Genomic DNA, 22,530 nt, shown 5'->3' with positions numbered 1-22,530 from the left:
TTAAGTTTATTAGCTAGATATACAATCGAAATCGGAGAAGGTTTCTAAGATCTCCAATATGTTTTTTTCTTCATTGGAGAAGGGAACTAACGTCAGATGTTTTATTCCCATATCAACTAGTTCTTCAACTCGTATTTGGCAATCCTCGGGATTTCCCGCAATAGTATATAGATCCATTAATTCAGGAGAAATGGAAGTCCGTAGTTCAGAGGGAGGAATTGAATCGATATCGCCGAGTTCTTTTATTTTTCGAATATGAGAATCTTGTGCCCCAGCTGCTTTGAGGGCCGTGAGACTAGCATGCCGTTTGGTTAGCATGGAAATGAACCAAGAGGCAGCGTTGAGAGATTTTTCTTTATTTTGAGATACAGAAACAAAAACTAAATATCTTAAATCTATATCGGAGGGGTCCCTACCGGTTGAATTTGCACCTATAGAAATTCGTTCTTGGGCATATTTTACACCCGAAGGGGATAGGAGGCCACCTCCCAAAAATGCCCCATCTGCTACTGCGCCGGCTAAAGATAGGAGTTGGGGGCCCCTACCTCCAATGTAGATAGGAATTTCGTCTCGAATGGGTTTAAATTCTAATTTGGCTTCATGTAACGAAAATTCATCTCGTGTTGAAGTGACAGTTTCCCCAGACGTTAGGCGTCGGATTGCATCAATGGCATCCCTCATAGTCCCAATTAATTTCGATTGATCATATCCAAATTTATCCACCCCGTGGCCTCCGGCACCGAACCCTAATTTTGCCCTTCCATCAGAAAGTTCATCGAGGGTAGCCATTGATGCCGCAGTGAGACCGGGGTTTCGGGTGTAAGCATTTGTGACAGAGGGGCCGATCCCAATTTTGTGTGTTCGGGCAGCTGCAAGAGTTGCCCATGCATACATGTTCTTTCGGAGAGCCTGATCAGCGATGAATAGATCTTCATACCCAAGAGTTTCGATTGAATCCACTACATCTAGGAAATCCTGAAGTGGTTTGTTTGCGATGTACACCGTACTAGTTTTACATGTGGTTCCCATTGTTTTTTGGGAAGTAGTAGGCTTACATATAGTTTGTTAATTATATCATCCTTTAATGTTAACAACAGGATAGGTTCGGGCAACTTTGTCTCCAATTCCTAAAAAATCAGATATATTAACAACTTCAGATACGTCTTTGTAAACACCGGGTGCTTCTTCAGAGATGGTAGCATCAAGGGTCGCAGTAACATGGATATTTTGTTCCTTGAGTTTTGCCTGTATTTCAGATGCTTTGAATAGTTTTTTGGCTTTTGTGCGGCTTAAAATTCTACCGGCCCCATGGGCAGTTGAACCGAAAGTTAAATCCAATGATGCATCCCCACCTCGTAAGATATAACTATCAGATCCCATGCTTCCGGGTATGATAACTGGTTGGCCTACAGTTTTAAAGGCAGATGGCAATTCAGGGTTGCCTGCGGGGAATGCCCTGGTTGCACCTTTTCGGTGGACAAATAATTCACGTTGTGTCCCATTTACCATGTGGAATTCTTTTTTGGCTATGTTGTGTGCTACGTCATAGAGTAAATCCATTCCAAGGTCTTCCCATGGTTTGTTGAATAGTTCCTCGAATACTAGTCTAACGGCGTAAGTAATTATCTGGCGATTGGTCCACGCAAAATTTATGCAAGCGCACATGGCGGCGTAGTAGTCCGATGCTAATTGGCTACCAGATGGGGCCGCTGCGAGCTCTTTATCCGGTAGTTTTGATAAAAGAGTGGCGTGTTCCATCTCTATTTTTCGCAGATAGTCGGTGCAAGTTTGGTGCCCCAATCCGCGAGATCCAGTGTGGATCAATACAACGATCTGGTCCTGTGATAAACCATAAGAATGTGCTACATCTTCTCGAAATATTTCTACCACTCGTTGAACTTCAAGAAAATGATTTCCAGAGCCAAGAGAACCAACTTGGTTTTTTCCTCTTTGTTTTGCCCTGAGTGAAATTTTAGTCGGATCGGCGTCTGTTCTCCTTCCGCGATCTTCGCAGAAATCCAAATCTTCTGGTACGGCATAACCATTAGATAGCGCCCATTCAACCCCCAATGATAGAATTTCTTCTATATCTTCTAAAGAAGTATTGAGAACCCCTCCTTTCCCTAGTCCTGCGGGGACTTTGTTGAAGAGAAGTTTCCCGAGTGATTCTTCTTTTCCACGTAAATCGGAATAAGAAAGGTTGGTTTTTATCATGCGAACACCGCAATTGATGTCATAACCCACTCCTCCTGGAGAAATACAGCCATTATTTGCATCGGTGGCCACCACACCTCCGACTGGGAAACCATATCCTTGGTGGCCATCTGGCATGCAAATTGCATACTTTTGTATTCCAGGCAAAGATGCTGTGTTTTTTAATTGTTCTAGCGTTTTGTCTTGAGATATTTGTTCCAATAAAGTTTCACTTGCAAATATTCTTGCAGGGACGATCATATCTCCGGATCGGGGGATTTCCCATACGAATTCTTCTATTTGAGTGAGAGAGATGTTTCCCGATTTGAATGTGGTCATTATGCGTATATTACGGTCTTAGAACATATACCTTCGTTACGGAGGTGATAGGTCATACATCAAATACGACATACAATCTCCACCCATTTGGTGTTTTTTTAACTTCCATGTCAGAATATGTGACTGCTTTGATTTCACGAGATTCGATGGTATCGAGAGGGACACCGTAGTAGGTTCCTTCGAGGTTCCATATATCACCTTTCTGGGTGATGGATACTTTGTGGTTTGTTGGTAAAACATTGTACACATCACGTTCGTAAATGAGCATGTCAAGAAAATCAAATAGAAGAGATTCTAGAGACTCTGAAGATATGTTTAAATGGAATTTTTTGGTTCCAGAAAGAGAGTTGGGAGAGTGTGCTTGGGATAGACCTTCTGCAATGCCGGAAAATGCTTCTTCCAAAGTGAGGGCTAATGATTCGACTGCGATGTCGGCAGTATGATCCCGAAGATGAAATTCCATGATAGTTTGGTTTGAATATAAGAAATGGTTTGATTTAGTTGTCTGCATTTCAAATCAACAAGGGGATGGTAGCAGAAATTTCAATAGAACGGTTGGATGGGAAAAGATGCAGTTATCATAATGGGAATATTTACAGAACGCAGTGGGAAATAATTTCGAAATACTACAGATAGAACCAAACAGTAGCCGTCTGTTGAATGAAGCGTGGTTGCTTAAAGAGGAGATACGTCGGGGAGAGGATTTGTTGAAACAAAAATGGGGATTTTTTGCGCAAATGTATCATGAAGCAGAAAAATTTTGGTGTGTTGATTCGGAGACTGGGGGTGGGCTAGGTTTTATTGCCGTTCAAGATAGCGGATATATCTTTTTTATTGCAGTGAATGGGAATCATCGGAAAGAAGGAATTGGGAAATATTTGATCGATTTACTGGGAGAAAAATATGACCACATTTCATGTCATGTTAGAACTACAAACATAGGCGCGATAGGTTTCTATGAAAAGATTGGATTTGAGAAAGAAAAATTGGTTCAGCGTTATTACGAAGATATGGGAGATGCGTGGTATCTAGTTTATTCCCCAAATTTGTAATAATACATAGAAAAAAAGATTTTTACTTATTGGTAGTCTGATATCTCGAGATGGAAGATAGAACTCGAGAATATCTCCGGGGGCGTTTTGGGGATTATTATCGGTCGATGAACCCGTATAATCCTCTTTCTGCAGAGCGCAGAGAATGGGGATTCATTCCATGGACTGCAGGGACGGGGACCATAATGAAGAGACACCAATCACTTCTAGATATGGGTGGATTGCAAGAATTTCTCGTGGCGAATCGACCGAAGCATGTCTATTTTTCTGCGGGGGTCTACCAAAAACCAGGTACACCCTCGATGGCGGGGAAAAATTGGATGGGATCTGATTTAATATTTGATTTGGATGCAGATCATCTTCATTCGTTTTCTTCAGAGGGAAGTACTTATGCAGAGATGCTATATGCGTGTAAAGAGGAATTATGGAAACTGCTTGATTTTCTAACCGAAGATTTTTCATTTCAGAATCTAGAAATAGTTTTTTCAGGAGGTAGAGGGTACCATGTACACGTTCGACACGATGCAATTAGAGAATTAGATCGATCTGCGAGACGAGAAGTGGTGGATTACATACTCGGAGCAGGAGTAGAACTTGAAACAATAGTTCAAACAGAAACGGTTTCAGGGATAGGATTGAGAAATCCTACAAAAAAGAGAAGTGTGGGAGCAGGAGGGGGATGGGATAAACGTATACATAGTGCCATACTAGAACGTATCGATGAGTTGCGAGATATGGAAAATGAAAGTGCTCAGCTCAAATTGCAAGAGTTTGAAGGAATTGGTTCCAAAAAGGCTCTGAATATTTTATCTATTATAGATAAAAAACATAAAGAGATTGAAATGGGGAATATAGATGTCCATCCAGATTTTGTTACGTGGATGAAGAAATTAATTCCAAATATTGTAGAAAATCAATCTGCATCAATCGACGAACCAGTGACTACAGACATACATCGTTTGATTCGTTTGCCACTAAGTTTGCATGGGGGAACATCATTACAAGTGAAACCAATAAAATATGAAAAATTAGATGAGTTTGACCCATTAGAACACGCAGTACCAGATCGATTTAAAGGGAGGGATATTAAAATTTCTGTAGAAGGTGGGGAAGACGAGTTGGTGGATCTAGGAGGAGAAACATTTACAATCTCAGATGGCATCAATATAATTCCAGAGTATGCCGCGATGTTTTTAATGGCGCGGGGGGAAGCAGAGAAAGTAAAAGAGACTAAAAATTAACTATTACAATGAATTTAGAAGACCTAAGAGAGATTCAAATTGAGGAAAGAACTAGAAGTGATCTACAACCATTGTTAGATTCGTTTTATGTTGATGTATCAGAATATCTACAAAACCTTCGAGTTGAAAAGGAAAATATTTTACAAGGGGATGTTGATTCTGTGGACGCAAAAACGATTCGCAGGATAGACGATGAAATTAAAACAGTAGTGGGAGTGGTAGAAGTCATATACGATCGCCGAGTTGGTAAAATTCTCAAAGGGGCTAGCCTGACGGCTGCAGGATTGGGGGAGAGAGATGGAAGTTTGGCAGGAGAGGAAGTTGGATTGTTTAGGAATCTAGTTGAGTTATTGCAAAATAATAGAAATGAGATTTTACAGCGTGTATCTTCAGAAGAAAAAAATCACACTCAGCAGGAGGTGGAAACAAACCAAATAAGTGAACAGAAATCGCCTCAAAAAAATATGGATCAGGCGGAAGAGGGGGAAGTCTCCAACATTACAATCAAAGTTGTGCAAGAGGTAGGAGAAATTTATGGAGTTGATGGGAACACATATGATCTTAAGGAAGGCGAAATAATTTCCCTTCCAAAGGAAAACGCAGAGCCACTAATAAAAGCCAAAGTTGTGCAAATTACGGATGGAGTTGAACAGTAGGTGGTTCTTTCAGTTTGTTGATCTGGATTAGACCTTCGGATTCAAGAGTGTGAAGGAGTTTTGACAATAAATCGGAGTTATACTCAGGGGGCATTGAAGAAGTAAGTTTAGAATCTAGGTCGGGGACGGGGAGAGCGTCTGTTTTAGACAAAATATTGATAATTTCACCTCGGATTTGTCTAGTGCTCCCTTTGAAACTTGGGGGACGGGGCGAGAGTGGTGTGGAAAATTCTTGGTTAGAATAGGCATTGCAATGATTCCTCCAAGGGCACGATTTTAGATCACACAGGGGATTTGGTTTGCAAATAGTAGCCCCCAATTCCATCATGGCATTGTTCCATATTCGAGAATGGTTTGGGGGCATGATTTGATTGGCTACTTGTTCTATATCAGAGAGGTTTTCGAAGGGTCCAAAAAAGCGATAGATAACACGTTTTACATTGGTGTCAAGGGTAGGACCCCCATTATTGAATGCAAAACTAGCAATTGCATTTGCAGTGTAAGGACCAATTCCGGGGAGTTTTTGTAGCGAATCTAGAGAGTTGGGTATTTCACCGTTAAAATTGTGAACTATCTCAATTGCAGTTTCTCTAAGAAAGCGGGCTCTGCGATTGTAGCCTAATCGGTGTGTAGTCCAAAATTTCAATACATCCGATAGATGAGAATTTGCTAACAACTCGATGGAGGGCCATATTGATAAAAATTCTTCCCAGGCAGTGACCACTCGGGTGAGTTGAGTTTGTTGGCTCATGACTTCGGATACAAGTATCGGATATGCATCTGTAGTTTCTCTCCAAGGAAATTTACGGTGATGTAGTTGATACCATTCAATTAAATGGTCCTGAACAAGTGATAGATCAATATTGATGAAATTATGTAGAATATCATCATATTTTGACATGTTAAGATGGTAGAGATGATGGAAATTAGTTGTAACGGTTAGAAAATGAAATTTTAACAGGAAATGGCGAAAACTTTTTCGTTGGGGGTAAGGTTTTGATGACATGGTAGCTAGAAATGAAACTAACGTGTCGCGAATAATGTTGTTGATTTTGGGTTTGGTTTTAGCACTTATACTAGCTTTCGTCGTGTATGAATTCATAGGCACATTCGTCGTGGGTTTATTTATTTACTATATATCGAAACCCGTATACTCCAAATTAAATCAAGATATAAAATCCTCAGGTTTGGCTGCATTTTCTGCTTTGGTGGTGGTGGCACTTCCAATCTTATTAGTCATAGGATATACACTTTCTATTGGAATTCAAGAATTTGGTAAATTAATTCATCAGTATCAACTTGAAACTTTGGCTCAATATTTGGGGCCATATGCAGAGATATCTGCTGTGACTACTCCAATTGAACAGGTGTTTTCAGGAGGGGTTGTAGATGCAATAGTGGAGAGCGTGGATAGAATAGCGTCGTACATAGCAGTAATAGGTGGTGTAGTTCTCCATATGTTTTTGGCACTATCCATTGCGTTCTACCTTCTGACAGGCGGTCCGGATTTATCTCAATGGGTTATGAAAAATTTTGCAGATGATAGAGGAATATTCGAGAGATATGCCACCAAAGTTGATCGGAGTTTTCACCAAGTTTTTGTGGGGAATATACTGAACGTATTGATAACTGCAGCTATAGGAGTAATAGTATACACCGTTATCGCAATTTGGTTGGGAGACAGTTACACTCAGATTCCATACCCAGCAGTACTAGGAATACTCGCAGGAGTGGCTAGTTTAATTCCAATAGTTGGTATGAAAATAATCTATATTCCAACGACATTGTATTTGTTACTGCAAGGATTCCTTTCCGGAGGTCAAGATTCGTTGATCCTTCCAATTGTGTTTTTGATAGCATCGTTTGTAGTTGTAGATTGCATCCCTGATTTAATTATTCGCCCGTATGTTTCGGGGAAGAATTTGCATGTGGGAATGATCATGTTTTCTTACATATTTGGACCATTGATATTTGGTTGGTATGGTATATTTTTGGGCCCAATGTTTTGTATACTTATTTTGCATTTTGGAGAATTAATACTTCCAGAAATTATGGAAGGTGGTCGAAAAGAGGGGGTAGAATCTAAGAAGAAAAGAAGGAGTAAGAAGAAAAATTGAGCTGAGCTATAAAGATATATTTGATTGCAAACTTGCTGCTTGAACTGTGTTGTACATGAGCATTGCACGAGTCATGGGGCCCACGCCTCCGGGGACTGGAGTAATGGCTTTGGCTTTTTTGCTCACACTATCAAATTCAACATCTCCTGCCAAGTGATATCCTTTTTCACTATCATCGTCTACTCGATTGACACCAACATCGATGACAATTACACCATCAGATACCATAGATCCGGTGATAAATTCGGGCACTCCGAGGGCGGCGATGATGATATCTGCTTCTCGTGTTTTATTAGCCAAATCTCGTGTTCGAGAATGGCAAATCGTCACGGTTGCATTTCCACCAGATGATTTCTGTAATAATAAATTTGCTAGAGGTTTTCCAACAATATTTGATCTTCCTACGACGACTATGTCTTTTCCAGAGGTATCTACGTCAATGGACTCAAGTAATTTTTGTATCCCATGGGGAGTGCAGGGTTTATACCGAGGGTTTCCAGAGACGAGGAGGCCAACATTCTCGGGGTGGAATCCATCTACATCTTTCATCGGATCAAGGTGAAAAAGAAGCTCTTGTTCAGGGATGTGGGAAGGCAAGGGCATTTGGACTAGATAACCATGCACATCAGAATCAGAATTTAATTTATTGAGAACCGAAAAAAGTTCCTCAGAAGAAGAAGTGGGATCGAGAACGATATCAGTAGCATTCATTCCTAGTTCTTCACAATCGCGTTGTTTCATGGAAACATAGGTTTTACTTGCAGGATCATCGCTCATTAAAACAGTGGCTAATCCAGGAGTAACTCCAGAATTTTGTAAGGTATCAATTTGAGTTTTAAGATCTTCTCGTATCAGAGTAGCAACCGCATTTCCATCAATAATATGGACCATTGAGGAAGATTTGACACGAGCGCTCTTCAAGCCTTGGATTTGCTACAAGATAGCAAAGTATAAACCAAATATTAAGAATATAGAGGATGGTTTTTACAGAGTGATTCAACTTCTTTTGAAACAGAAATTTGTGTAGAAGTATCGTCTGGGTTGTTGATCATTTGAACAATGAGGTTTCCGATAGTCATGCAATCTTCTTCTGTGAAACCACGGGTGGTCAGTGCGGGAGTTCCAGCCCGAATGCCACTAGCTAAGAAAGGAGATCTAGTTTCCCCAGGAACTGTGTTTGCATTGAGGACTATATCAACAGATTCTAGATTATTTTGAACTTCTTTTCCAGTAGAATCAGGATGGGAATGCCGTAAATCGACCAAAACTAAATGGGTATCAGTGCCATCAGAAACTAATTTTAATCCACCATCTTGGAGCGACTTCCCAAGGGCTTGTGCATTTTTGACTGTTTGGGCTGCGTAGTTAGAAAATTCAGGAGTGAGTGCCTCTGCGAAACCAACCGCTTTTCCTACTATGTTATGCAAAAGCGGTCCTCCTTGCATACCGGGCATGACTGCAGAATCTATTTTAGAAGCATATTCGTCATTGCACAGTATGAGTCCTCCACGGCCCGAGCGGATAGTTTTATGAGTTGATCCGGTTACAAAATCTGCGTGGTTTACGGGAGAGGGGTGTTGCCCCCCTGCAATGAGTCCGGTTATGTGAGCCATGTCTGCTAGGTGATAGGCACCAACATCGTGCGCTATTTCTTGAAATCGATCCCATTCAACAATTCGAGGATAAGCAGAAAATCCAGATACGATTATATCGGGTTTGAAACTTTTTGCAATTTTTTCCACAGAATCATGGTCGATATAACCTGTTGAAGGATCTACTTCATAATGTTGAATGTCGTAGAAGCGTCCGGAAAAGTTCGCAGGGTGACCATGGCTAAGATGACCACCATGTGTCAAAGACATAGATAAAATTTTATCCCCGGGTTTTAGTACAGCGAAATAGACACCCATGTTCGCTTGAGTCCCAGAGTGGGGTTGTACGTTGACATGTTCGGCATTCCAGATTTTTTTGGCGCGGTCGATGGCTAATTGTTCTATTTGATCGACGTATTCACACCCACCATAATATCTAGATCCAGGGTATCCTTCTGCGTATTTATTTGTAAAAATGCACCCTTGAGCTTCTAAGACAGCTTGTGAAACGTGATTTTCACTAGCTATCATTGATAATGTATTCCGTTGACGTTTTAGTTCTAGTTCTAATAGTTCTGCAACAAGAGGATCTGATGCACTAATATTTGGTTGGTCCATTGGGTTTGTTTGAAGATATGGTAGAATTTAAACCCTTGTTAAAAAAAATCACATAGAGACTAGTTATCTATGCGCGAGATTGAGTTAGATACTCGAATGAGTAAAATAGTCCGGGTGCGAGAATTGAACCCGCGTCTCGGGCTCCACAAGCCGGAAGGATAACCACTACCCTAACCCGGACACGAGTCAGAGTACTTGATCATAGTGGAAATACATTCTGATTCTGAAGGAGATTTTATTAACGCAGGGAACGGTGAAATAATAGAAGTGTCGATTACAGAACGGATTTATATCAAGAATCACTCGCAAATATGTGCACAATTGGGTGTCAGAATACCAAAAAAAGTGTTTAGTGGCGCTACTCTAGATCTTCTTTTTACAGGAGAAATTGAAAAAATAGATGAATCATTTCGTGGGTACATATACGCATTTGCAAAAGATTTTTTAGATTGTGGTTGTGAGTCAAATCCATATTGCGAGCATCCAGAAAAAAAGTTTATGGAATATGTGCTTAAAGTGAGGAAAGAGGGAAAATCTCCAGAGGAAATTGTAGATAGAATGGGAAAAGATTACATGGTATATTCATATCCAGCAGATGTTGTTTCGTTTTTAGATGATTCTATTAGAACATTAGAAGTTTTGGAAGCTATTGCAAAGGTAGAGGGAAATGAAGAGATGGGGGAAAGTATCAGAACAGAAAAAAAATTACTGATATAAAAATTCAGATATTCCAAGAATCAATGGCATCATTTTCCGCATCTAAATCTTCGAGAAAAATCACCTCTGATTCTGCTTCTCGCTCGCGGAGAGCAGATATGTATCTCTTGTACTCTGCAAGTTGTTCTCGTAAATGGCCTGCTTCCAACTCTAGGCGTTCGTGGTCACGGAGGAAACTTGTTGGGACCTCAATCCTAGGGGGAAATCCAGCGTCAGAATCTGTTAGAGGATCTTCAGGGACTACCCTAACCTGACCCCTGCGTTCTACGAACATTCTAACGTAATCACGGAAAACCGTAGACAAGGACATTCCATTTTCTTTCGCGATGTGTTGAAGAGACTCAAATGTCTGTTCATTGACACGGAAAGATATGGTTTTATTTTTGTTTGTTTTCCTCATAGTGGATTAGACTAGGCCTCCAACTATTTAATTGTTCGTCAGACCTCAACGTGTCAGACGGTGTGCAGCTACAAGGGCTCCATCAAACTTTCTAGTGCCAATAAGGCAGTATCGTGATGTATCGTTGGGTCTTCTCCGTAGTGTGTTTTTGCTCGTTCTGCATACGGAGTGGGATTTTCTCTGAAAGAGGATATGCGTTCCAGAGTTTGTATTGCTGTTTCGGCAACCCAACGATCTCTAGTTAAGGAATCTACTTCAGTTACAGATTCGGGCCTAATAGATATACTTAGCTCATCGTCCTCGCGAGAATAGATGTTAGGTTTTCCAGTTACAGCAACATATGTAGGAGGGTCTAGTTTTCTGAGGACGCTTGTAGAGTTTGGTTGATATTGTCCAGAGTAGATATGGAATATCCCAGTGGGATCAGATATTCTTCCATGCCACCACTCGGAATCATTTCCTATGTTGTCTAGTTGAGTTAGTGTACCAACAATGAAAACACGGTTTGCATGTATTCCTGTTGGAAGTAAAATATAATTCGGAGCGCGTTCGTCATCGGATTCTTTGAAAGTGTGAGTTGCTATATTAAATTCACTTGCAAAAACCCTACGGGCAACTTCACGAGAGATAGAAACGCTCATCAGATCGACCTCGCTTGAATCAAAATTGAATCCGTATCAATTGGATCAGATAGAAGTTGTGCTTCATTTGCTATTAAGTATCTGCTAAATTTAGAGCCCTGGATTTTATAATATTTTCCGAGAAGCATATTGCGCATTTTTGTAAGAACTACGCCAGTATCAACAGCCTCTGTTGCCATTGTCTCGGCATCGGAAAGGTTTATTCCGGTGAGAAACTCAGTGGTTTGTTCATTGAGTATAACTTCAAATACATTGATTCCATCGTCTATCACTCCTTTTAGACGTAAATCATATTTTCCATCTACTTCTCCGTGTTCTGCGCAAGCGCCATTCTGAAGGACACGTGTGCAAGAATCAACTGTGCATCGTTTGATAAGCCCACTTCCAGATTGGATGTCCACAAGTGCCCCTTCAATTGAAGTGGAACCATCTCCGATTTCAATGTCTTGGTCCAATGGTTCTATTATCGTTGTTCGGTTGAGTTTTATAGAAAATCTACCGCCCCATTCATCAGTTACGACATTTTTTAGAAGATAATTCCCATTTGCTTCAAGGGTTGGGAGATTAGATTTAGACCACTTTGTAAATTTAATCGTTCCAGTTTCATCTCCGGCTAGACCAACTTGATCAATGGAATCACTAGTTGGGTCCCAAAGATCGACTATTTTGATTTGAAGGTCTACCCACTGCCCAGATGAATTAATGTCTCCGACTTTGATCTGAGAATTGGATTTGTTTGTTGCCGCCGTAGAACTTTTGTATTCAGGTGCGTTTCGATTGACAACACTTCGGATAGCCTCTTCTAGAGGAACGCTATAGCCTTCCACGAGGGTGCGTAATTGAGATTCTATTTCATCTACCTCAATTTGAAATGTGTCTGAATGTCTGTCATGTAATTCTTCCGCTTTCTTACGTAAATCAATCATATTTATCACCATCTCCGCGTTTTTCTAATAGGAGATAATGTAATCTTTGTGTGAGAGTTTAATAATACTTTCCAAGTGGTGTGAAAGTGAAATTATAGTAATTAAGATCCCCAAAAATCCTCTCGACTGCCGAGATTTGGCCGGGAGGTTCGGAGAGGTTTTCCAGGGAGTTCCTCGGAAGAGGTAGACTCTTCATCTTCTTCGATTAGAGGTAAGCGCTCGATTTCATCTGCTCGGGCATGATTAGCTTTCAGACTAGTTATTTTTACTAGAGATCTTGCGTCGGGCAAGACACCATCAACGAAAACCACAAAACCATCTTCGGTGTGGCCAACTCCCGCGCCGCTTTCATGGATATCAGTTACGGTGACGATGACTTCTTCGCCTATTGTAACAGGTTGTTGTTTTAGTTCGCGGATTGGGAGACTATAATGATTACACCATTCCATCCCACTCCGATTGGCATAAAACTGACATCCTAGACCTTGGAACCGTTCAGAGAAACTGGGGCATTCGGCCTCTAGAGGACAATTCGGCATGCGAAATTTAGTTATTCTGCTGCCTAAACGCTTGCGTTCCCAAAAACGTAACCCCTCTGGGGTCGACTACGCAACTATGTTATTAATCCTCTGTGTCGACCTAGATGACGATCTTGGTAGGAAAACTGGGATTAAAACTCCAGTTATTGGGAGACAAGCAGTAGAACGTGCTGCCCTATCTCTTGCTATAGCAGATCCTACAGATTCGGACGGGAACGTTATGTTTCAGGGTTTGCAGCTTTATGAAAAAACACTGCCAGATTCTGTTGAAATAGCAGTGGTAACAGGGAGTGCTAGAGGGGATATGGCTGCTGGGAGAAAAGTTGGGGCGGAGACTGAAGAAGTTCTTAATAGAATGTTTTCTGGAGAAAAAGTGAGGACTGTTGTTGTAACGGATGGGGCACAAGATGAAAGTGTCATGCCCATAATTCGATCGAGAGTGGAAATTAGTGGAGTGCATAGAGTTGTGGTCCGCCAAGCAGAAGGGCTTGAATCTGCATATTACACTATAAAGCAGTTTGTAAGAGATCCAGAAACAAGAGGTACTTTGTTATTACCACTTGGTATTTTGTTTTTGATATACCCAATGACTATTATCTTTGAAAATGCAATAGGAAGTAATTCGATTTTGGGCATGGGTGTTGCAATAGTGGGAATTTATGTCCTATATAGAGGGTTGGGTCTTAAAGATTCGATCCGCCAAGCCATAGAGAGTACGAAACGGGATTTGTACACAGGTAGGGTTGTGTTGGTTGCGTATGTGGTTTCTGCAATAATAATTGTCATTGGTGGCATAGAGGGGGTTTATTTAATAGAAGAAATGAGAAATGGTTCAGATCTAGATAGGAATGTGATCAACGCGATTGCCATTTTTATTTTTGGGGGGGTGCAATGGTTTGGTTCTGCAGGAATTATTTTGAGTTTGGGTCATATAACGGATGAATATTTGAATGGAAGAATGAAATTAAGATATCTGAATGCCCCGATTTATGTTATTTCAATAATAGGAGTGCTCTATGCAGCTAGTGGGTATATAATAGAAGCAGTAACGCTAGAATTCTTTGCCATGGTATTGGTAATGGGGACCATTATCGGATTTTCAAGCACACTAATATTTTCGATTATAGAGGCCAAGGGAGGAATTAATACGAACGAGTTACGGCGAAGTTGACTAATTCTGAGAGATAATCAAGAGTAATGGGATTTATTGTTTGTATAGTTCCTAAAATACGCAAAGCATTATTCGCTTGTAGATGTGCTCTAGAGTTCGCTTCAAGTGGGGATATCCCAGCTACACGGAGTAACGAGGGGCGTTCTAGGATGGCATCTTGTCCAGTTGGTTTTCCTAGAATTTCTGGATCTGATGTTGCGTCTAGCACATCATCTCGGATTTGAAAAGCCATCCCGACAGCTTCGGCATAATCGCCTAGAGCGGTGGTTGTGGATTGGTCAGATTTGGCTGCAATCCCGCCCAATTCTGCGGCTGCGCGGAAGAGAGATCCAGTTTTTCTGCGGGCCAAGTCTAGATATTGCTCTTCATTTTGAGGGGGAGAGACTAATTCCATTGCCTCTCCACTTCCTAGATCCGCCATTGCTTTAGAAACACATTCCAACGCTAGAGGGTCGATAGAAAATAAATGGAATGCCTCTCCTATTAAACCGTCGGAAGAAATGACTGCATCGCTGTGGCCGAATTCAACCCAGGAACTATATTGTTTTCTTCGAAATGGAGAAGAATCGATTATATCATCGACTATGAGTGATGCCGTGTGAATTAGTTCAATTCCAACCGCAAAATCGATTGCTTTTGTGGGATCCCCGCCCACGAGTTCACAAGATAGTAGCGTGAGAGTGGGTCGAAGACGTTTGCCACCAGATAATGTAGAATATTTTATAGAATCGCGTAATTTTGGTAGGCTAATTTCATCGACTATTTCAGAAATGTGGTTTTCGATTAGTAATCGATGATCATTGGAAGTGTTCACGTTGAAAGATAGATAAGAAGGAACAAATAGATGGCGATGGGTGCGCGAGGAGAGGGGGTTCTTTTTCTTATCTAAACTCTTCTAAGAGGGCAGGAAGTATTTCAAAAAGATCTCCTACTGCTCCGTAATCAGATGCATCGAATATGGGTGCTTTGGGATCTTTGTTGATTGAAATTATCACTTTAGAATTTTTTATTCCAGCTATGTGTTGAACAGCACCAGATATACCGATGGCTAAATAAAGGGAGGGGGAAACTTTTGTTCCCGATTGACCGACTTGGCGATCTTTTGGTAGCCATCCTGCGTCGACGATGGGTCTGGAAGAAGAGACTGTTGCCCCCATAGCCTCTGCTGTGGAAAAAATTAACTCCAAATTTGATTCATCCCCAATTCCACGACCTACACTTAGTAGTAAATCAGAAGTAGAAATGTCAACATCCCCAATGGGAGTTTCTTCATAATCTTTGACTTTGAAATTAATAGCCTCCTCATTTATAGAGATATTAAGAGGCTCTATAGAAGCATTTCCAGGGGTCGTTTCAATGGGCCAAACTCCAGCACGAACGGTGATTATCGCAGGAGGGGGTGAAGCTATTTTCGCTTGGAGTTTTGAAGAATACATTTCATGAAGAATTTCTATTTGATCTGTGTAATTGATTGCAATTGCGTCCGGTAGAAGGGGCATATCCAAAATGGATGCTAATGCCGGGCAATAGTCGGTTCCTGTAGAAGTGTGCAAAGAAAGAATAGAAGACGGGTGTATCTTGTCAAATAAAGATGAAATTACTTGAACGTAAATGTCGTGATTATAAGGGAGGGAAGTAGAAAATGTATGAATTGTATGAATTCCAGCTATGTTAATATCTTGAGCCAATTTTTCTGGATTTGTACCAATGATGGCAACATGGGCTTCTGTGCCAAGGGCGGTGGAAAGTTCTATTCCCGCAGTTAGTAGACCAAAAGTGTCGGGATTAATAACCCCCTGTCTGTGTTCAGCTATGATTAAAATTGGAGGCATTTAGCCACCTCCAAAGCCAAGATCTTTAATGACGGTGGCTATTTGTGCAGCTTGTTCTTTGGGAGTTCCCTCAAAATACTGGATCGTACTATTAGAAGTGGGAAGGGAAAATTCAATGAGATTTATGTCGGATCGGAACTCATTGGGGTCGGTGGAAAGATCACTGAAAGAGAGTGTATCTAGTTCTTTTTGTTGGGCTTGTTTAATTCCTCTTAGACTGGCATAACGGGGTTCATTGATTCCAGTTTGAATAGTGAAAACAGCAGGTAGAGTTACCTCAGCTAGTTCATCTACTCCATTTTCGAGCTCCCTTCGTACATGTGCAACATCACCAGATAATTCAAGATCAGTGACCAATGTTGCCCAATTGAATCCGACTTCAGCTGCTAGAGCCACCCCGGTAGAACCCCAACAATCGTTGCTAGATTGAACTCCGGTGAGGATTATGTCAGGAGAAAGAGTAGAAACTACTTTGGCTAGAATTTTTGCTTTTAGCCGAGGATCGACAAAGGGTGATGATTCCAGTTGTGGATCCCAGACTCTAATTGCTTTAGTAACACCTTTGGCCAGTGCCATTCTAATAGTTTTTTCAGCCCGTGGAGGGGCAATGGTGACGGATATAACATCGGAATTGGCGGTAGATTCTGAAATTTGAATAGCCTCCTCGATAGCATATTCATCCCATTCGTTTAGACCATATGTGAAATTACTTTCAGTGATTGACTTGTCAGAAAATTCTATTGTGTCATCGGGGGTGGCGACTTCGGTGATTGCGACGATTATTCTCATGGTAGTAAATAGAGAGTAGTTTATCGCTGGGGTTTTTGTTATTATCGATCGCGACCTTCATTCCTGCGGAGTGAGATCAAGTTCTCCCTACCTATACGAAGTTTGTCTATGAATCCTTTAGCCTCTAGATGTGATAGAATTTGAGACACTTTGGCATTTGACCAATCGGTTTTTTCGACGATGTCAACTTGTTTAATCCTACCCCCATGTTGCTGTACTATAGTTAGAACTCGTTCTTCGTCGGAAATTAATGGTTCTCGGCTTATCGGCCGAGAAGGTATGTTGTCAGTGGGAGGGAGAAGGGGGGCATATTTTCTTAGAATTGGATACCGAGATGCATTGGGGAAAACAGAAAAAAGGATTGAAAGCAGAGACCAGTTGAAATTTCGTTTTAAAATCCACAATAAACCCATAGACACAGATAGTAAGATGGCGATGATAAATGTGAACGATAGAGGGGTGGTTTTACTAATAGTAGGGGTGGAGGGAGAGAATTCAATAAGAGTTGCAAATGGTTCTCCAGGGGAGAATTCTGCTGGTCCGATTACATGAAGGGTTCCGTTATAGATACTGTGAGAAGAACTTTGAGCCACGTAATTAGGAGGGAATTCGATTATAAGTTCTTGATTTTCCAATAAAAGTGGCATCCAAGCCTCCCCTGATTCTACAGAAAATACATCTCCAACACTCATCGTATTTGCCTGAGAATAGGTGAAATTGGTCCAGACAAAAGATAATGAAAGCGAGCCATGGTCATCAGACATAGACGATGAGTAAGATATCTCTTTGAGTTCCATGTCTCTCCCCGTTTCAGCTGAGGCGACGGTGATAGCATGTGTAAAAGGAGATAATGAGATAAACGACTGGCCATTGGATTTAAAAATGGTTGAAAGTCTATTGAATGATTGTACTTCCGAAGGAGTAGTAAGGGGATATTTTAATTCGACCGTCCAGACAGCTTCCCCAGTGGGGGAAAGCGCGATTTTGATGAGGGTAACATCAGAGGCCCCATCAGAGAGATCTTCTTGAGCTATTGAGCTCCCACAGACGGCCGATAATAAGATGATAGAAATAAAAAAGCATCTTATCAATGGGTTTGACATAAGAAACTGTTCAGTTTAAAGAAAAAAAAATGTTGCTAGAACCGATATTATATGATATAGGGTCGTTTTTGGTTGTTGAAAACATAAGGGGGATCATGAATAGGGGGTTAAATATAGTAGTGATAGTTCTAGTTTTAGCCTCTATTTCGGTAGGAGGAGTTTCGGGAGAAACTTCATCTGGTATCGAGCTATCAGAAGAGGAGATTAGAATGGTTAGTATTGGTCAGATTGATCGGTCAGATTTTGTTGTTCAAACACCCAATTTGGCAACTTCAATTTCGATGGATCGGAAAATAATTTTGGGAGAGCTCAATAAATACATATTGGAAGAAAGAATTTCATCGGCGAGTGGAGAAGATGAAAAAAGGGAGATACTTTTCCAAGCGGCTACAGATGTAGAAATTGAATCTGCAGATATAACAGACCGTTTTGTAGAAATTCGAGAGAGGTGGAAAAGTGGTTGGATTGGATCCGAAGAGTTTACTAGAGAATTGATGCTCATAAGCACTGATTCAAAGGTACTAGGAGGTCTTTTGGATCACATAGAAGAAGAATCAGAGATGGTTTCTCAAATGGAATTGAGAGGGAGAATCATGATGCTTAAAGAGGAATTGATACCGTTTGAGGGCCCAGTGAAAAAGAATTTGATTGACGTGGCGAGGGGGGAAAGAGAAGTTGGAAATGTATACATTGCTGCATCGAAGAGTGGGGTGGTTTTAGCCACAATCGAAGGGAGTACGTACTGGAGAGAGGCATATGTATGGGATCAGGAGTCGTTGTTAGGGGGTATAAGTTTAGATGAAGCCATCACTAGAACTGCGAGTTTATATCCAATAGCATACAATCCAGAGGTAAGTCGGCAAACGGGGATAATGGGAAAGGGGAGAGGGTATCAAATTGAAATTGGGTTTGATAGTGGATCGTTGATTGCATATCTAGATGGAGGGACTAAGAATGTGTTCTATGAAATCCAAGAAAGGAAATTAGGAATCACAGGTTTGGGGGCAAGAGACTCGAGAACCATCGGTTCTTTAGACGGAGGGACTATGAAAGTCGCGGTCGCGCGGAGTTTTGTTGGAGGACCGCTTAAAGTAGAAGTGTATGATATAGATACAGGGAATTCGATTGCGTCGAAAATGTTAATTGGAACAAGTAGAGAGGAGGAAATAAACAGAGGGGGAACGTGGATATTGGCCCCACCGGAAAATACCAAAATTGTTTTCCAAAGAGAAGATGGCGAAGTTCTAGAGATACAGATACTCCCCATACCGATAAACGAAGTAAAAAATGAAAATTAGAAAGGGAATTATTTCTTAGAGGATGGTACAGTTGCCAAAGTTACTATAGCGGAGGGACTGCCAACATGTGCTTGTAGAAGTGTGTGTTGGATGTTTTCGAAACCAGCAGCAGAGAAGAGATGATCCGCTTCGGATTCTGTGTAAAAAAGCATCAAAGACGTGGCTAAAGTTCTAGACAGTAGACCTTTTGGTTTTCTGGGTCCGACGATTAAAACCTTACCACTAGGTTTTACGATGCGCCGGATCTCAGAAAGAGTTTCAATTGGATTTGGCCAATATTCTATCGATCCAGAAGACCAAGCGGCGTCGAATGTACCATCAGGGAATGGTAGATTCTCTGCATCTCCTATATAAAGTGGAATGAGAGAGGGTTTAGAAAATTTTTTACGGGCTTTGTTGAGTTGGTGAATACTTTGATCAATTCCGTGAATATTTGGTGCTCGATTCAAGAGGCCTTCGGTTCCAAATCCAGTACCACATCCAACATCTAATATTTTATCAGTATGGCCTATATTGAATAGGTCTAGGGCACATTCTCTCATTGAAATCGTCCAGAAGAGGGGATTGATTATATCATATATTTTTGATAGATATTTATAGAAAATCCGAGCACGTCGCTTGTCTTCTAAGAGTCCCATTAAAGGAGTAATTCTTCCGACCAAGAAAAAAACATGCGTTTGGTGTCGGAGGGAGATTGGCAGAGAATCTAACTGAACTCGATCGTAACGACCAAATATACACCCATCAGAAGAATTGATAAGATGGCAAGGCCAGAGGTCCTCGAAAAAATCCAAGACATAGAGATCGAAGTCGAAAAAATAATTGTTGATGCTGAGAAAAAGGCACGGAATGTGATTTCTAAGGCTGAGAAAAAGGCAGAGGGGATCCTGGTGAAGGAGAAGGAAAAAATAGCTAAGAATCACGGTGAGAAATTAGAAAAATCGCGGGCAGAAGTAGAAGCGGAGTGTAAAAAAACTCTCAAAGAAGTTGATAAAGATATTAAGAAATTAGATAAAGAGGCGGCTAAAAATCATGACGGTGTTATTTTGTTTATCAAAGATCGTTTTAAGGAGTCAGTAGATGCTAAGGCCTAAACAAATGAGCCGGATCTCGGCGACGGGGTCTAAAGAAATTATGGAAGAGTTCGTAAATGCAATTCATGAGCTAAATGCAATTCATCTTGTGGAATATGATGGTTCATGGGAGGGGTTCCAGAGAGGAGATCCGGGGGTACTAGCTGAGGAAGTATCAGAGAAATTGGTCACTGCACGGGCTATTGAGAGCATACTTGGAATTGAAGCCGAAAATGTTGAATCGATATATGAGTTCAAAGAGGGGGAAATTGGAGAGAGATTGGAAGATCTTAGAGAAAAAGTAAATGGGCTCGAGGACCGCAGGGGTGAAATTGTGGAGAGGATGCGACGGATAGAGGAACTTCTTGTAGAGGCAGAAGTTTTTGCAGAAATAGGAATTGATTTTGATTTGTTGAAGGGATACAATTCTGTTGATGTGTTTGTCGGAAGGGGAAATATTGAGAAAATAAAAGAGATATTGGCAGGGGTTAAGGAGCCTATGGAGATATTTACTGGGGAAAGCTCCATAGCAATAGTTGCGGAAAAAGACTCTTCAGAGGTTCCAGCTGCACTAGAAAGGACTGAATTTGAACGAGTTGAAATTCCGGAGGAGACGGGGGAAGTGGAAAAATATGTTTCAGGATTGGGTGATGAAAGAGAAGGACTAGAGAGTGAACTTAAATCGATTGAGATTGGCATGGAAGAAATTAAAAGTGAGGTGAAGGGATTCTTGCTCGCGACGGAAGAGAAGTTAAGCATAGATGTGCAGAGGACAGAGGCCCCGCTACTGTTTGCCACTACAGAAAATACGTTTACTGCAGAGGGATGGATACCAACTGTACTTTTGGATGAATTGAATGAGAAGCTAAAGATGTCTATTGAGGGTCATATCGATTGGGAAGAACTTGAATGTGCAGAGTATGATGAAGAAGGATTTGTGGAACATGGAGAATCGGTGGGTCAAGCGAAAGTGGAAGGGGATATAAAAATTGGTCAATCGGGTCCTCCAGTGATTCAAGATAACCCCAAAAGTGTTCAACCATTTGAAGTATTGGTTCAGACCATTGGGAGGCCAAAATACTCAGAATTAGATCCAACTTTGATAATATTCCTAACGTTTCCCGCGTTTTTTGGATTCATGATTGGGGATGTTGGATATGGTATTTGTTATGCAATAATTGGCTATCTGTTAATGAGTAAGTCAGAGAGTGTTGGGATTAAAAGCTTAGGTGGGGTTGCCCTTTGGGCAGGTATATTTACAATTATATTTGGCATCGCCTATGGAGAACTTTTTGGAATGCATGTGTTGGGAGAGATAGTTTGGGGTGGGCATCCTCCGATAGAAAAGGGATTGTCGCCCAAAACAGCACACTTCGCACTGCTTTGGCTCGTGGTGGCCATGTTAATAGGGATAGTACATGTTAGTATTGGATATACCCTAGGTTTCATAAATAAGATGAGACATAGTTTGGTTGATGCCGTATTAGAACGCGGATCTTGGATCTTATTGATGCTAGGTGTATGGGTATGGGTATTCAGTACACATTCGAGAGCTGTTAAACCAGATTTATTGTTTGTTCAACTATCAAAAGAGCCTCTGGCATTTACAGGGTTTTCTCCAGAAACAGGGATCTTAGCGTTGGGCATTGCGTTTGTTGGTCTAGTATTAATGATCGCAGGAGAGGTAAAACACCAAGGCGTTCTTGGAGCTATAATCGGAATTCTAGAAAGTCCAAATGTTCTTGTCAACATCCTATCTTATGCTAGAATACCTGCAGTGTTATTGGCAAAGGCCGGGATGGCTTTTGTGGTGAATCTATTGGTTTTTGGAGCATATATCGCCGAAGATGGTGCAAGTCACTTCATGCACAACACAGCAGTGGCAGCAGTGCACGGTGAAATGATATTTCCGGGTTTGATCCATCCCGCTAGTTTTGGTATTGCAGGGTTGATTGGAGGGGCGATAATTCTGGTCATAGGACACGCCATAGTATTGGCACTGGGAGTAACAAGTGCAGGCTTACAATCGGTTCGTTTAGAATATGTGGAGTTTTTCCAAAAATTCTATGCAGGAGGGGGAATAAGATACACCCCATTTGGACAAAATCGACGTTATACCTAGCAGCAGAATGGTAGAGATTTAATCGCGAAAGCCAGCAGGAGAATTTGGTAAGTTTTATCAAGGAAGTGAACTGAGTTATTGACGTTCGTGTATTAAATTACATACATCACG

25 protein-coding genes and 1 tRNA gene are annotated in these 22,530 nt (G+C 41.1%); 10 read left to right on the top strand and 16 right to left on the bottom strand.

Going from position 1 to position 22,530, the window contains the following annotated elements:
• Positions 1-9 precede the first annotated feature (9 nt).
• Genes ACM9H2_RS05510 through ACM9H2_RS05500 form a run of 3 tightly spaced genes read right to left on the bottom strand, consistent with a single transcriptional unit; the run spans position 10 to position 2,995 of the window.
• Positions 10-1,029: an LLM class flavin-dependent oxidoreductase gene (locus tag ACM9H2_RS05510; RefSeq protein ID WP_415489036.1), complete on the bottom strand. Its 1,020-nt coding sequence runs from the start codon at positions 1,027-1,029 to the stop codon at positions 10-12.
• A gap of 45 nt (positions 1,030-1,074) precedes the next feature.
• Positions 1,075-2,532: an RtcB family protein gene (locus tag ACM9H2_RS05505; protein ID WP_415489034.1), complete on the bottom strand. Its 1,458-nt coding sequence runs from the start codon at positions 2,530-2,532 to the stop codon at positions 1,075-1,077.
• Between the two features lie 52 nt (positions 2,533-2,584).
• Positions 2,585-2,995, bottom strand: coding sequence for an archease (locus ACM9H2_RS05500; protein ID WP_415489032.1), 411 nt, complete (start codon positions 2,993-2,995; stop codon positions 2,585-2,587).
• Here ACM9H2_RS05500 and ACM9H2_RS05495 point away from each other — a divergent pair.
• Genes ACM9H2_RS05495 through ACM9H2_RS05480 form a run of 4 tightly spaced genes read left to right on the top strand, consistent with a single transcriptional unit; the run spans position 2,994 to position 5,481 of the window.
• Positions 2,994-3,116, top strand: coding sequence for a hypothetical protein (locus ACM9H2_RS05495; protein ID WP_415489030.1), 123 nt, complete (start codon positions 2,994-2,996; stop codon positions 3,114-3,116). The two genes, ACM9H2_RS05500 and ACM9H2_RS05495, sit on opposite strands and share 2 nt — an antisense overlap.
• Positions 3,117-3,137: 21 nt before the next feature.
• Entirely contained in the window at positions 3,138-3,584 is a 447-nt protein-coding gene (locus tag ACM9H2_RS05490; RefSeq protein ID WP_415489028.1) for a GNAT family N-acetyltransferase, read from the top strand.
• Positions 3,585-3,634: 50 nt separating this feature from the next.
• Entirely contained in the window at positions 3,635-4,825 is a 1,191-nt protein-coding gene (gene priS, locus ACM9H2_RS05485; protein ID WP_415489026.1) for a DNA primase catalytic subunit PriS, read from the top strand.
• An 8-nt stretch (positions 4,826-4,833) separates the two neighbouring features.
• Positions 4,834-5,481 carry a hypothetical protein gene (locus ACM9H2_RS05480; RefSeq protein ID WP_415489024.1) on the top strand — a complete coding sequence of 216 codons (648 nt, stop codon included), beginning with the start codon at positions 4,834-4,836 and terminating at the stop codon, positions 5,479-5,481.
• On the opposite strand, the gene ACM9H2_RS05475 is transcribed toward ACM9H2_RS05480, so the two are convergent.
• Positions 5,459-6,382 carry an A/G-specific adenine glycosylase gene (locus tag ACM9H2_RS05475; protein WP_415489022.1) on the bottom strand — a complete coding sequence of 308 codons (924 nt, stop codon included), beginning with the start codon at positions 6,380-6,382 and terminating at the stop codon, positions 5,459-5,461. The two genes, ACM9H2_RS05480 and ACM9H2_RS05475, sit on opposite strands and share 23 nt — an antisense overlap.
• A gap of 103 nt (positions 6,383-6,485) precedes the next feature.
• Between ACM9H2_RS05475 and ACM9H2_RS05470 the strand changes: the two genes are divergently transcribed.
• Positions 6,486-7,598 carry an AI-2E family transporter gene (locus ACM9H2_RS05470; protein WP_415489020.1) on the top strand — a complete coding sequence of 371 codons (1,113 nt, stop codon included), beginning with the start codon at positions 6,486-6,488 and terminating at the stop codon, positions 7,596-7,598.
• A gap of 6 nt (positions 7,599-7,604) precedes the next feature.
• Here ACM9H2_RS05470 and ACM9H2_RS05465 read toward each other — a convergent pair whose 3' ends face one another.
• The 3 genes from ACM9H2_RS05465 to ACM9H2_RS05455 all read right to left on the bottom strand — a co-directional run bounded on the left by ACM9H2_RS05465 (position 7,605) and on the right by ACM9H2_RS05455 (position 9,988).
• Positions 7,605-8,489 carry a tetrahydrofolate dehydrogenase/cyclohydrolase catalytic domain-containing protein gene (locus ACM9H2_RS05465; protein WP_415489018.1) on the bottom strand — a complete coding sequence of 295 codons (885 nt, stop codon included), beginning with the start codon at positions 8,487-8,489 and terminating at the stop codon, positions 7,605-7,607.
• A gap of 71 nt (positions 8,490-8,560) precedes the next feature.
• A complete protein-coding gene (gene glyA / locus ACM9H2_RS05460; protein WP_415489016.1) occupies positions 8,561-9,808 on the bottom strand; it encodes a serine hydroxymethyltransferase in 1,248 nt (415 codons plus the stop codon).
• 108 nt (positions 9,809-9,916) lie between these two features.
• Positions 9,917-9,988, bottom strand: a tRNA-His gene (locus ACM9H2_RS05455).
• Between the two features lie 87 nt (positions 9,989-10,075).
• On the opposite strand from ACM9H2_RS05455, the gene ACM9H2_RS05450 reads away from it, so the two are divergent.
• Complete coding sequence (locus tag ACM9H2_RS05450; protein ID WP_415489053.1) at positions 10,076-10,525, top strand: DUF5814 domain-containing protein; 450 nt, start codon at positions 10,076-10,078, stop codon at positions 10,523-10,525.
• A gap of 4 nt (positions 10,526-10,529) precedes the next feature.
• Here ACM9H2_RS05450 and ACM9H2_RS05445 read toward each other — a convergent pair whose 3' ends face one another.
• The 4 genes from ACM9H2_RS05445 to ACM9H2_RS05430 form a co-directional block, all read right to left on the bottom strand.
• A complete protein-coding gene (locus tag ACM9H2_RS05445; protein WP_415489014.1) occupies positions 10,530-10,925 on the bottom strand; it encodes a ribbon-helix-helix protein, CopG family in 396 nt (131 codons plus the stop codon).
• Positions 10,926-10,993: 68 nt separating this feature from the next.
• The gene (locus ACM9H2_RS05440) at positions 10,994-11,566 is read right to left on the bottom strand and encodes an RPA family protein (protein WP_415489012.1); all 573 of its coding nucleotides are present in this window, start codon (positions 11,564-11,566) and stop codon (positions 10,994-10,996) included.
• Positions 11,566-12,492 (bottom strand): replication factor A, encoded by a 927-nt coding sequence (locus ACM9H2_RS05435; RefSeq protein WP_415489010.1) that lies wholly within the window; start codon positions 12,490-12,492, stop codon positions 11,566-11,568. The genes ACM9H2_RS05440 and ACM9H2_RS05435 overlap by 1 nt, the downstream gene beginning before the upstream one ends.
• Before the next feature lie 101 nt (positions 12,493-12,593).
• Positions 12,594-13,031 (bottom strand): TRAM domain-containing protein, encoded by a 438-nt coding sequence (locus ACM9H2_RS05430; protein WP_415489008.1) that lies wholly within the window; start codon positions 13,029-13,031, stop codon positions 12,594-12,596.
• A gap of 76 nt (positions 13,032-13,107) precedes the next feature.
• Here ACM9H2_RS05430 and ACM9H2_RS05425 point away from each other — a divergent pair, with 76 nt between their 5' ends.
• Positions 13,108-14,202 (top strand): DUF373 family protein, encoded by a 1,095-nt coding sequence (locus ACM9H2_RS05425; protein ID WP_415489006.1) that lies wholly within the window; start codon positions 13,108-13,110, stop codon positions 14,200-14,202.
• On the opposite strand, the gene ACM9H2_RS05420 is transcribed toward ACM9H2_RS05425, so the two are convergent.
• The 4 genes from ACM9H2_RS05420 to ACM9H2_RS05405 form a co-directional block, all read right to left on the bottom strand.
• Complete coding sequence (locus ACM9H2_RS05420; RefSeq protein WP_415489004.1) at positions 14,174-15,016, bottom strand: polyprenyl synthetase family protein; 843 nt, start codon at positions 15,014-15,016, stop codon at positions 14,174-14,176. The genes ACM9H2_RS05425 and ACM9H2_RS05420 overlap by 29 nt on opposite strands.
• Before the next feature lie 67 nt (positions 15,017-15,083).
• Positions 15,084-16,034 (bottom strand): electron transfer flavoprotein subunit alpha/FixB family protein, encoded by a 951-nt coding sequence (locus ACM9H2_RS05415; RefSeq protein ID WP_415489002.1) that lies wholly within the window; start codon positions 16,032-16,034, stop codon positions 15,084-15,086.
• Positions 16,035-16,823, bottom strand: coding sequence for an electron transfer flavoprotein subunit beta/FixA family protein (locus ACM9H2_RS05410; protein WP_415489000.1), 789 nt, complete (start codon positions 16,821-16,823; stop codon positions 16,035-16,037).
• Positions 16,824-16,864: 41 nt separating this feature from the next.
• Positions 16,865-17,926, bottom strand: a complete 1,062-nt coding sequence (locus tag ACM9H2_RS05405) for a helix-turn-helix transcriptional regulator (RefSeq protein WP_415488998.1) — start codon at positions 17,924-17,926, stop codon at positions 16,865-16,867.
• A 95-nt stretch (positions 17,927-18,021) separates the two neighbouring features.
• Here ACM9H2_RS05405 and ACM9H2_RS05400 point away from each other — a divergent pair, with 95 nt between their 5' ends.
• Positions 18,022-19,224: a hypothetical protein gene (locus ACM9H2_RS05400; RefSeq protein WP_415488996.1), complete on the top strand. Its 1,203-nt coding sequence runs from the start codon at positions 18,022-18,024 to the stop codon at positions 19,222-19,224.
• An 8-nt stretch (positions 19,225-19,232) separates the two neighbouring features.
• On the opposite strand, the gene ACM9H2_RS05395 is transcribed toward ACM9H2_RS05400, so the two are convergent.
• Positions 19,233-19,862 (bottom strand): methyltransferase domain-containing protein, encoded by a 630-nt coding sequence (locus tag ACM9H2_RS05395; protein ID WP_415488994.1) that lies wholly within the window; start codon positions 19,860-19,862, stop codon positions 19,233-19,235.
• A gap of 123 nt (positions 19,863-19,985) precedes the next feature.
• Between ACM9H2_RS05395 and ACM9H2_RS05390 the strand changes: the two genes are divergently transcribed.
• Entirely contained in the window at positions 19,986-20,318 is a 333-nt protein-coding gene (locus ACM9H2_RS05390) for a hypothetical protein (protein ID WP_415488992.1), read from the top strand.
• Positions 20,305-22,419: a V-type ATP synthase subunit I gene (locus ACM9H2_RS05385; RefSeq protein WP_415488990.1), complete on the top strand. Its 2,115-nt coding sequence runs from the start codon at positions 20,305-20,307 to the stop codon at positions 22,417-22,419. Before ACM9H2_RS05390 ends, ACM9H2_RS05385 begins: the two co-directional genes overlap by 14 nt.
• Positions 22,420-22,530: the final 111 nt, after the last annotated feature.

The organism is Candidatus Hikarchaeum yamanae, assembly GCF_009889665.1.
GTDB classification, from domain to species: domain Archaea; phylum Halobacteriota; class Halobacteria; order Halobacteriales; family Hikarchaeaceae; genus Hikarchaeum; species Hikarchaeum yamanae.
The sequence above is the reverse complement of the archived record's forward strand: the minus strand, read 5'-3'. Positions and strand labels throughout refer to the sequence as shown.

What these genes read in the sequence shown, in the direction of transcription:
- ACM9H2_RS05400 (WP_415488996.1), top strand. Translation starts at nt 18,022, where the DNA reads ATGAATAGGGGGTTAAATATAGTAGTGATAGTTCTAGTTTTAGCCTCT.
- ACM9H2_RS05410 (WP_415489000.1), bottom strand. Translation starts at nt 16,823, where the DNA reads ATGAGAATAATCGTCGCAATCACCGAAGTCGCCACCCCCGATGACACA.
- ACM9H2_RS05440 (WP_415489012.1), bottom strand. Translation starts at nt 11,566, where the DNA reads ATGAGCGTTTCTATCTCTCGTGAAGTTGCCCGTAGGGTTTTTGCAAGT.
- ACM9H2_RS05465 (WP_415489018.1), bottom strand. Translation starts at nt 8,489, where the DNA reads ATGGTCCATATTATTGATGGAAATGCGGTTGCTACTCTGATACGAGAA.
- ACM9H2_RS05425 (WP_415489006.1), top strand. Translation starts at nt 13,108, where the DNA reads ATGTTATTAATCCTCTGTGTCGACCTAGATGACGATCTTGGTAGGAAA.
- ACM9H2_RS05430 (WP_415489008.1), bottom strand. Translation starts at nt 13,031, where the DNA reads ATGCCGAATTGTCCTCTAGAGGCCGAATGCCCCAGTTTCTCTGAACGG.
- ACM9H2_RS05390 (WP_415488992.1), top strand. Translation starts at nt 19,986, where the DNA reads ATGGCAAGGCCAGAGGTCCTCGAAAAAATCCAAGACATAGAGATCGAA.
- glyA (WP_415489016.1), bottom strand. Translation starts at nt 9,808, where the DNA reads ATGGACCAACCAAATATTAGTGCATCAGATCCTCTTGTTGCAGAACTA.
- ACM9H2_RS05470 (WP_415489020.1), top strand. Translation starts at nt 6,486, where the DNA reads ATGGTAGCTAGAAATGAAACTAACGTGTCGCGAATAATGTTGTTGATT.
- ACM9H2_RS05510 (WP_415489036.1), bottom strand. Translation starts at nt 1,029, where the DNA reads ATGGGAACCACATGTAAAACTAGTACGGTGTACATCGCAAACAAACCA.
- ACM9H2_RS05385 (WP_415488990.1), top strand. Translation starts at nt 20,305, where the DNA reads ATGCTAAGGCCTAAACAAATGAGCCGGATCTCGGCGACGGGGTCTAAA.
- priS (WP_415489026.1), top strand. Translation starts at nt 3,635, where the DNA reads ATGGAAGATAGAACTCGAGAATATCTCCGGGGGCGTTTTGGGGATTAT.
- ACM9H2_RS05475 (WP_415489022.1), bottom strand. Translation starts at nt 6,382, where the DNA reads ATGTCAAAATATGATGATATTCTACATAATTTCATCAATATTGATCTA.
- ACM9H2_RS05435 (WP_415489010.1), bottom strand. Translation starts at nt 12,492, where the DNA reads ATGATTGATTTACGTAAGAAAGCGGAAGAATTACATGACAGACATTCA.
- ACM9H2_RS05480 (WP_415489024.1), top strand. Translation starts at nt 4,834, where the DNA reads ATGAATTTAGAAGACCTAAGAGAGATTCAAATTGAGGAAAGAACTAGA.
- ACM9H2_RS05415 (WP_415489002.1), bottom strand. Translation starts at nt 16,034, where the DNA reads ATGCCTCCAATTTTAATCATAGCTGAACACAGACAGGGGGTTATTAAT.
- ACM9H2_RS05445 (WP_415489014.1), bottom strand. Translation starts at nt 10,925, where the DNA reads ATGAGGAAAACAAACAAAAATAAAACCATATCTTTCCGTGTCAATGAA.
- ACM9H2_RS05395 (WP_415488994.1), bottom strand. Translation starts at nt 19,862, where the DNA reads ATGGGACTCTTAGAAGACAAGCGACGTGCTCGGATTTTCTATAAATAT.
- ACM9H2_RS05505 (WP_415489034.1), bottom strand. Translation starts at nt 2,532, where the DNA reads ATGACCACATTCAAATCGGGAAACATCTCTCTCACTCAAATAGAAGAA.
- ACM9H2_RS05495 (WP_415489030.1), top strand. Translation starts at nt 2,994, where the DNA reads ATGATAGTTTGGTTTGAATATAAGAAATGGTTTGATTTAGTTGTCTGC.
- ACM9H2_RS05500 (WP_415489032.1), bottom strand. Translation starts at nt 2,995, where the DNA reads ATGGAATTTCATCTTCGGGATCATACTGCCGACATCGCAGTCGAATCA.
- ACM9H2_RS05405 (WP_415488998.1), bottom strand. Translation starts at nt 17,926, where the DNA reads ATGTCAAACCCATTGATAAGATGCTTTTTTATTTCTATCATCTTATTA.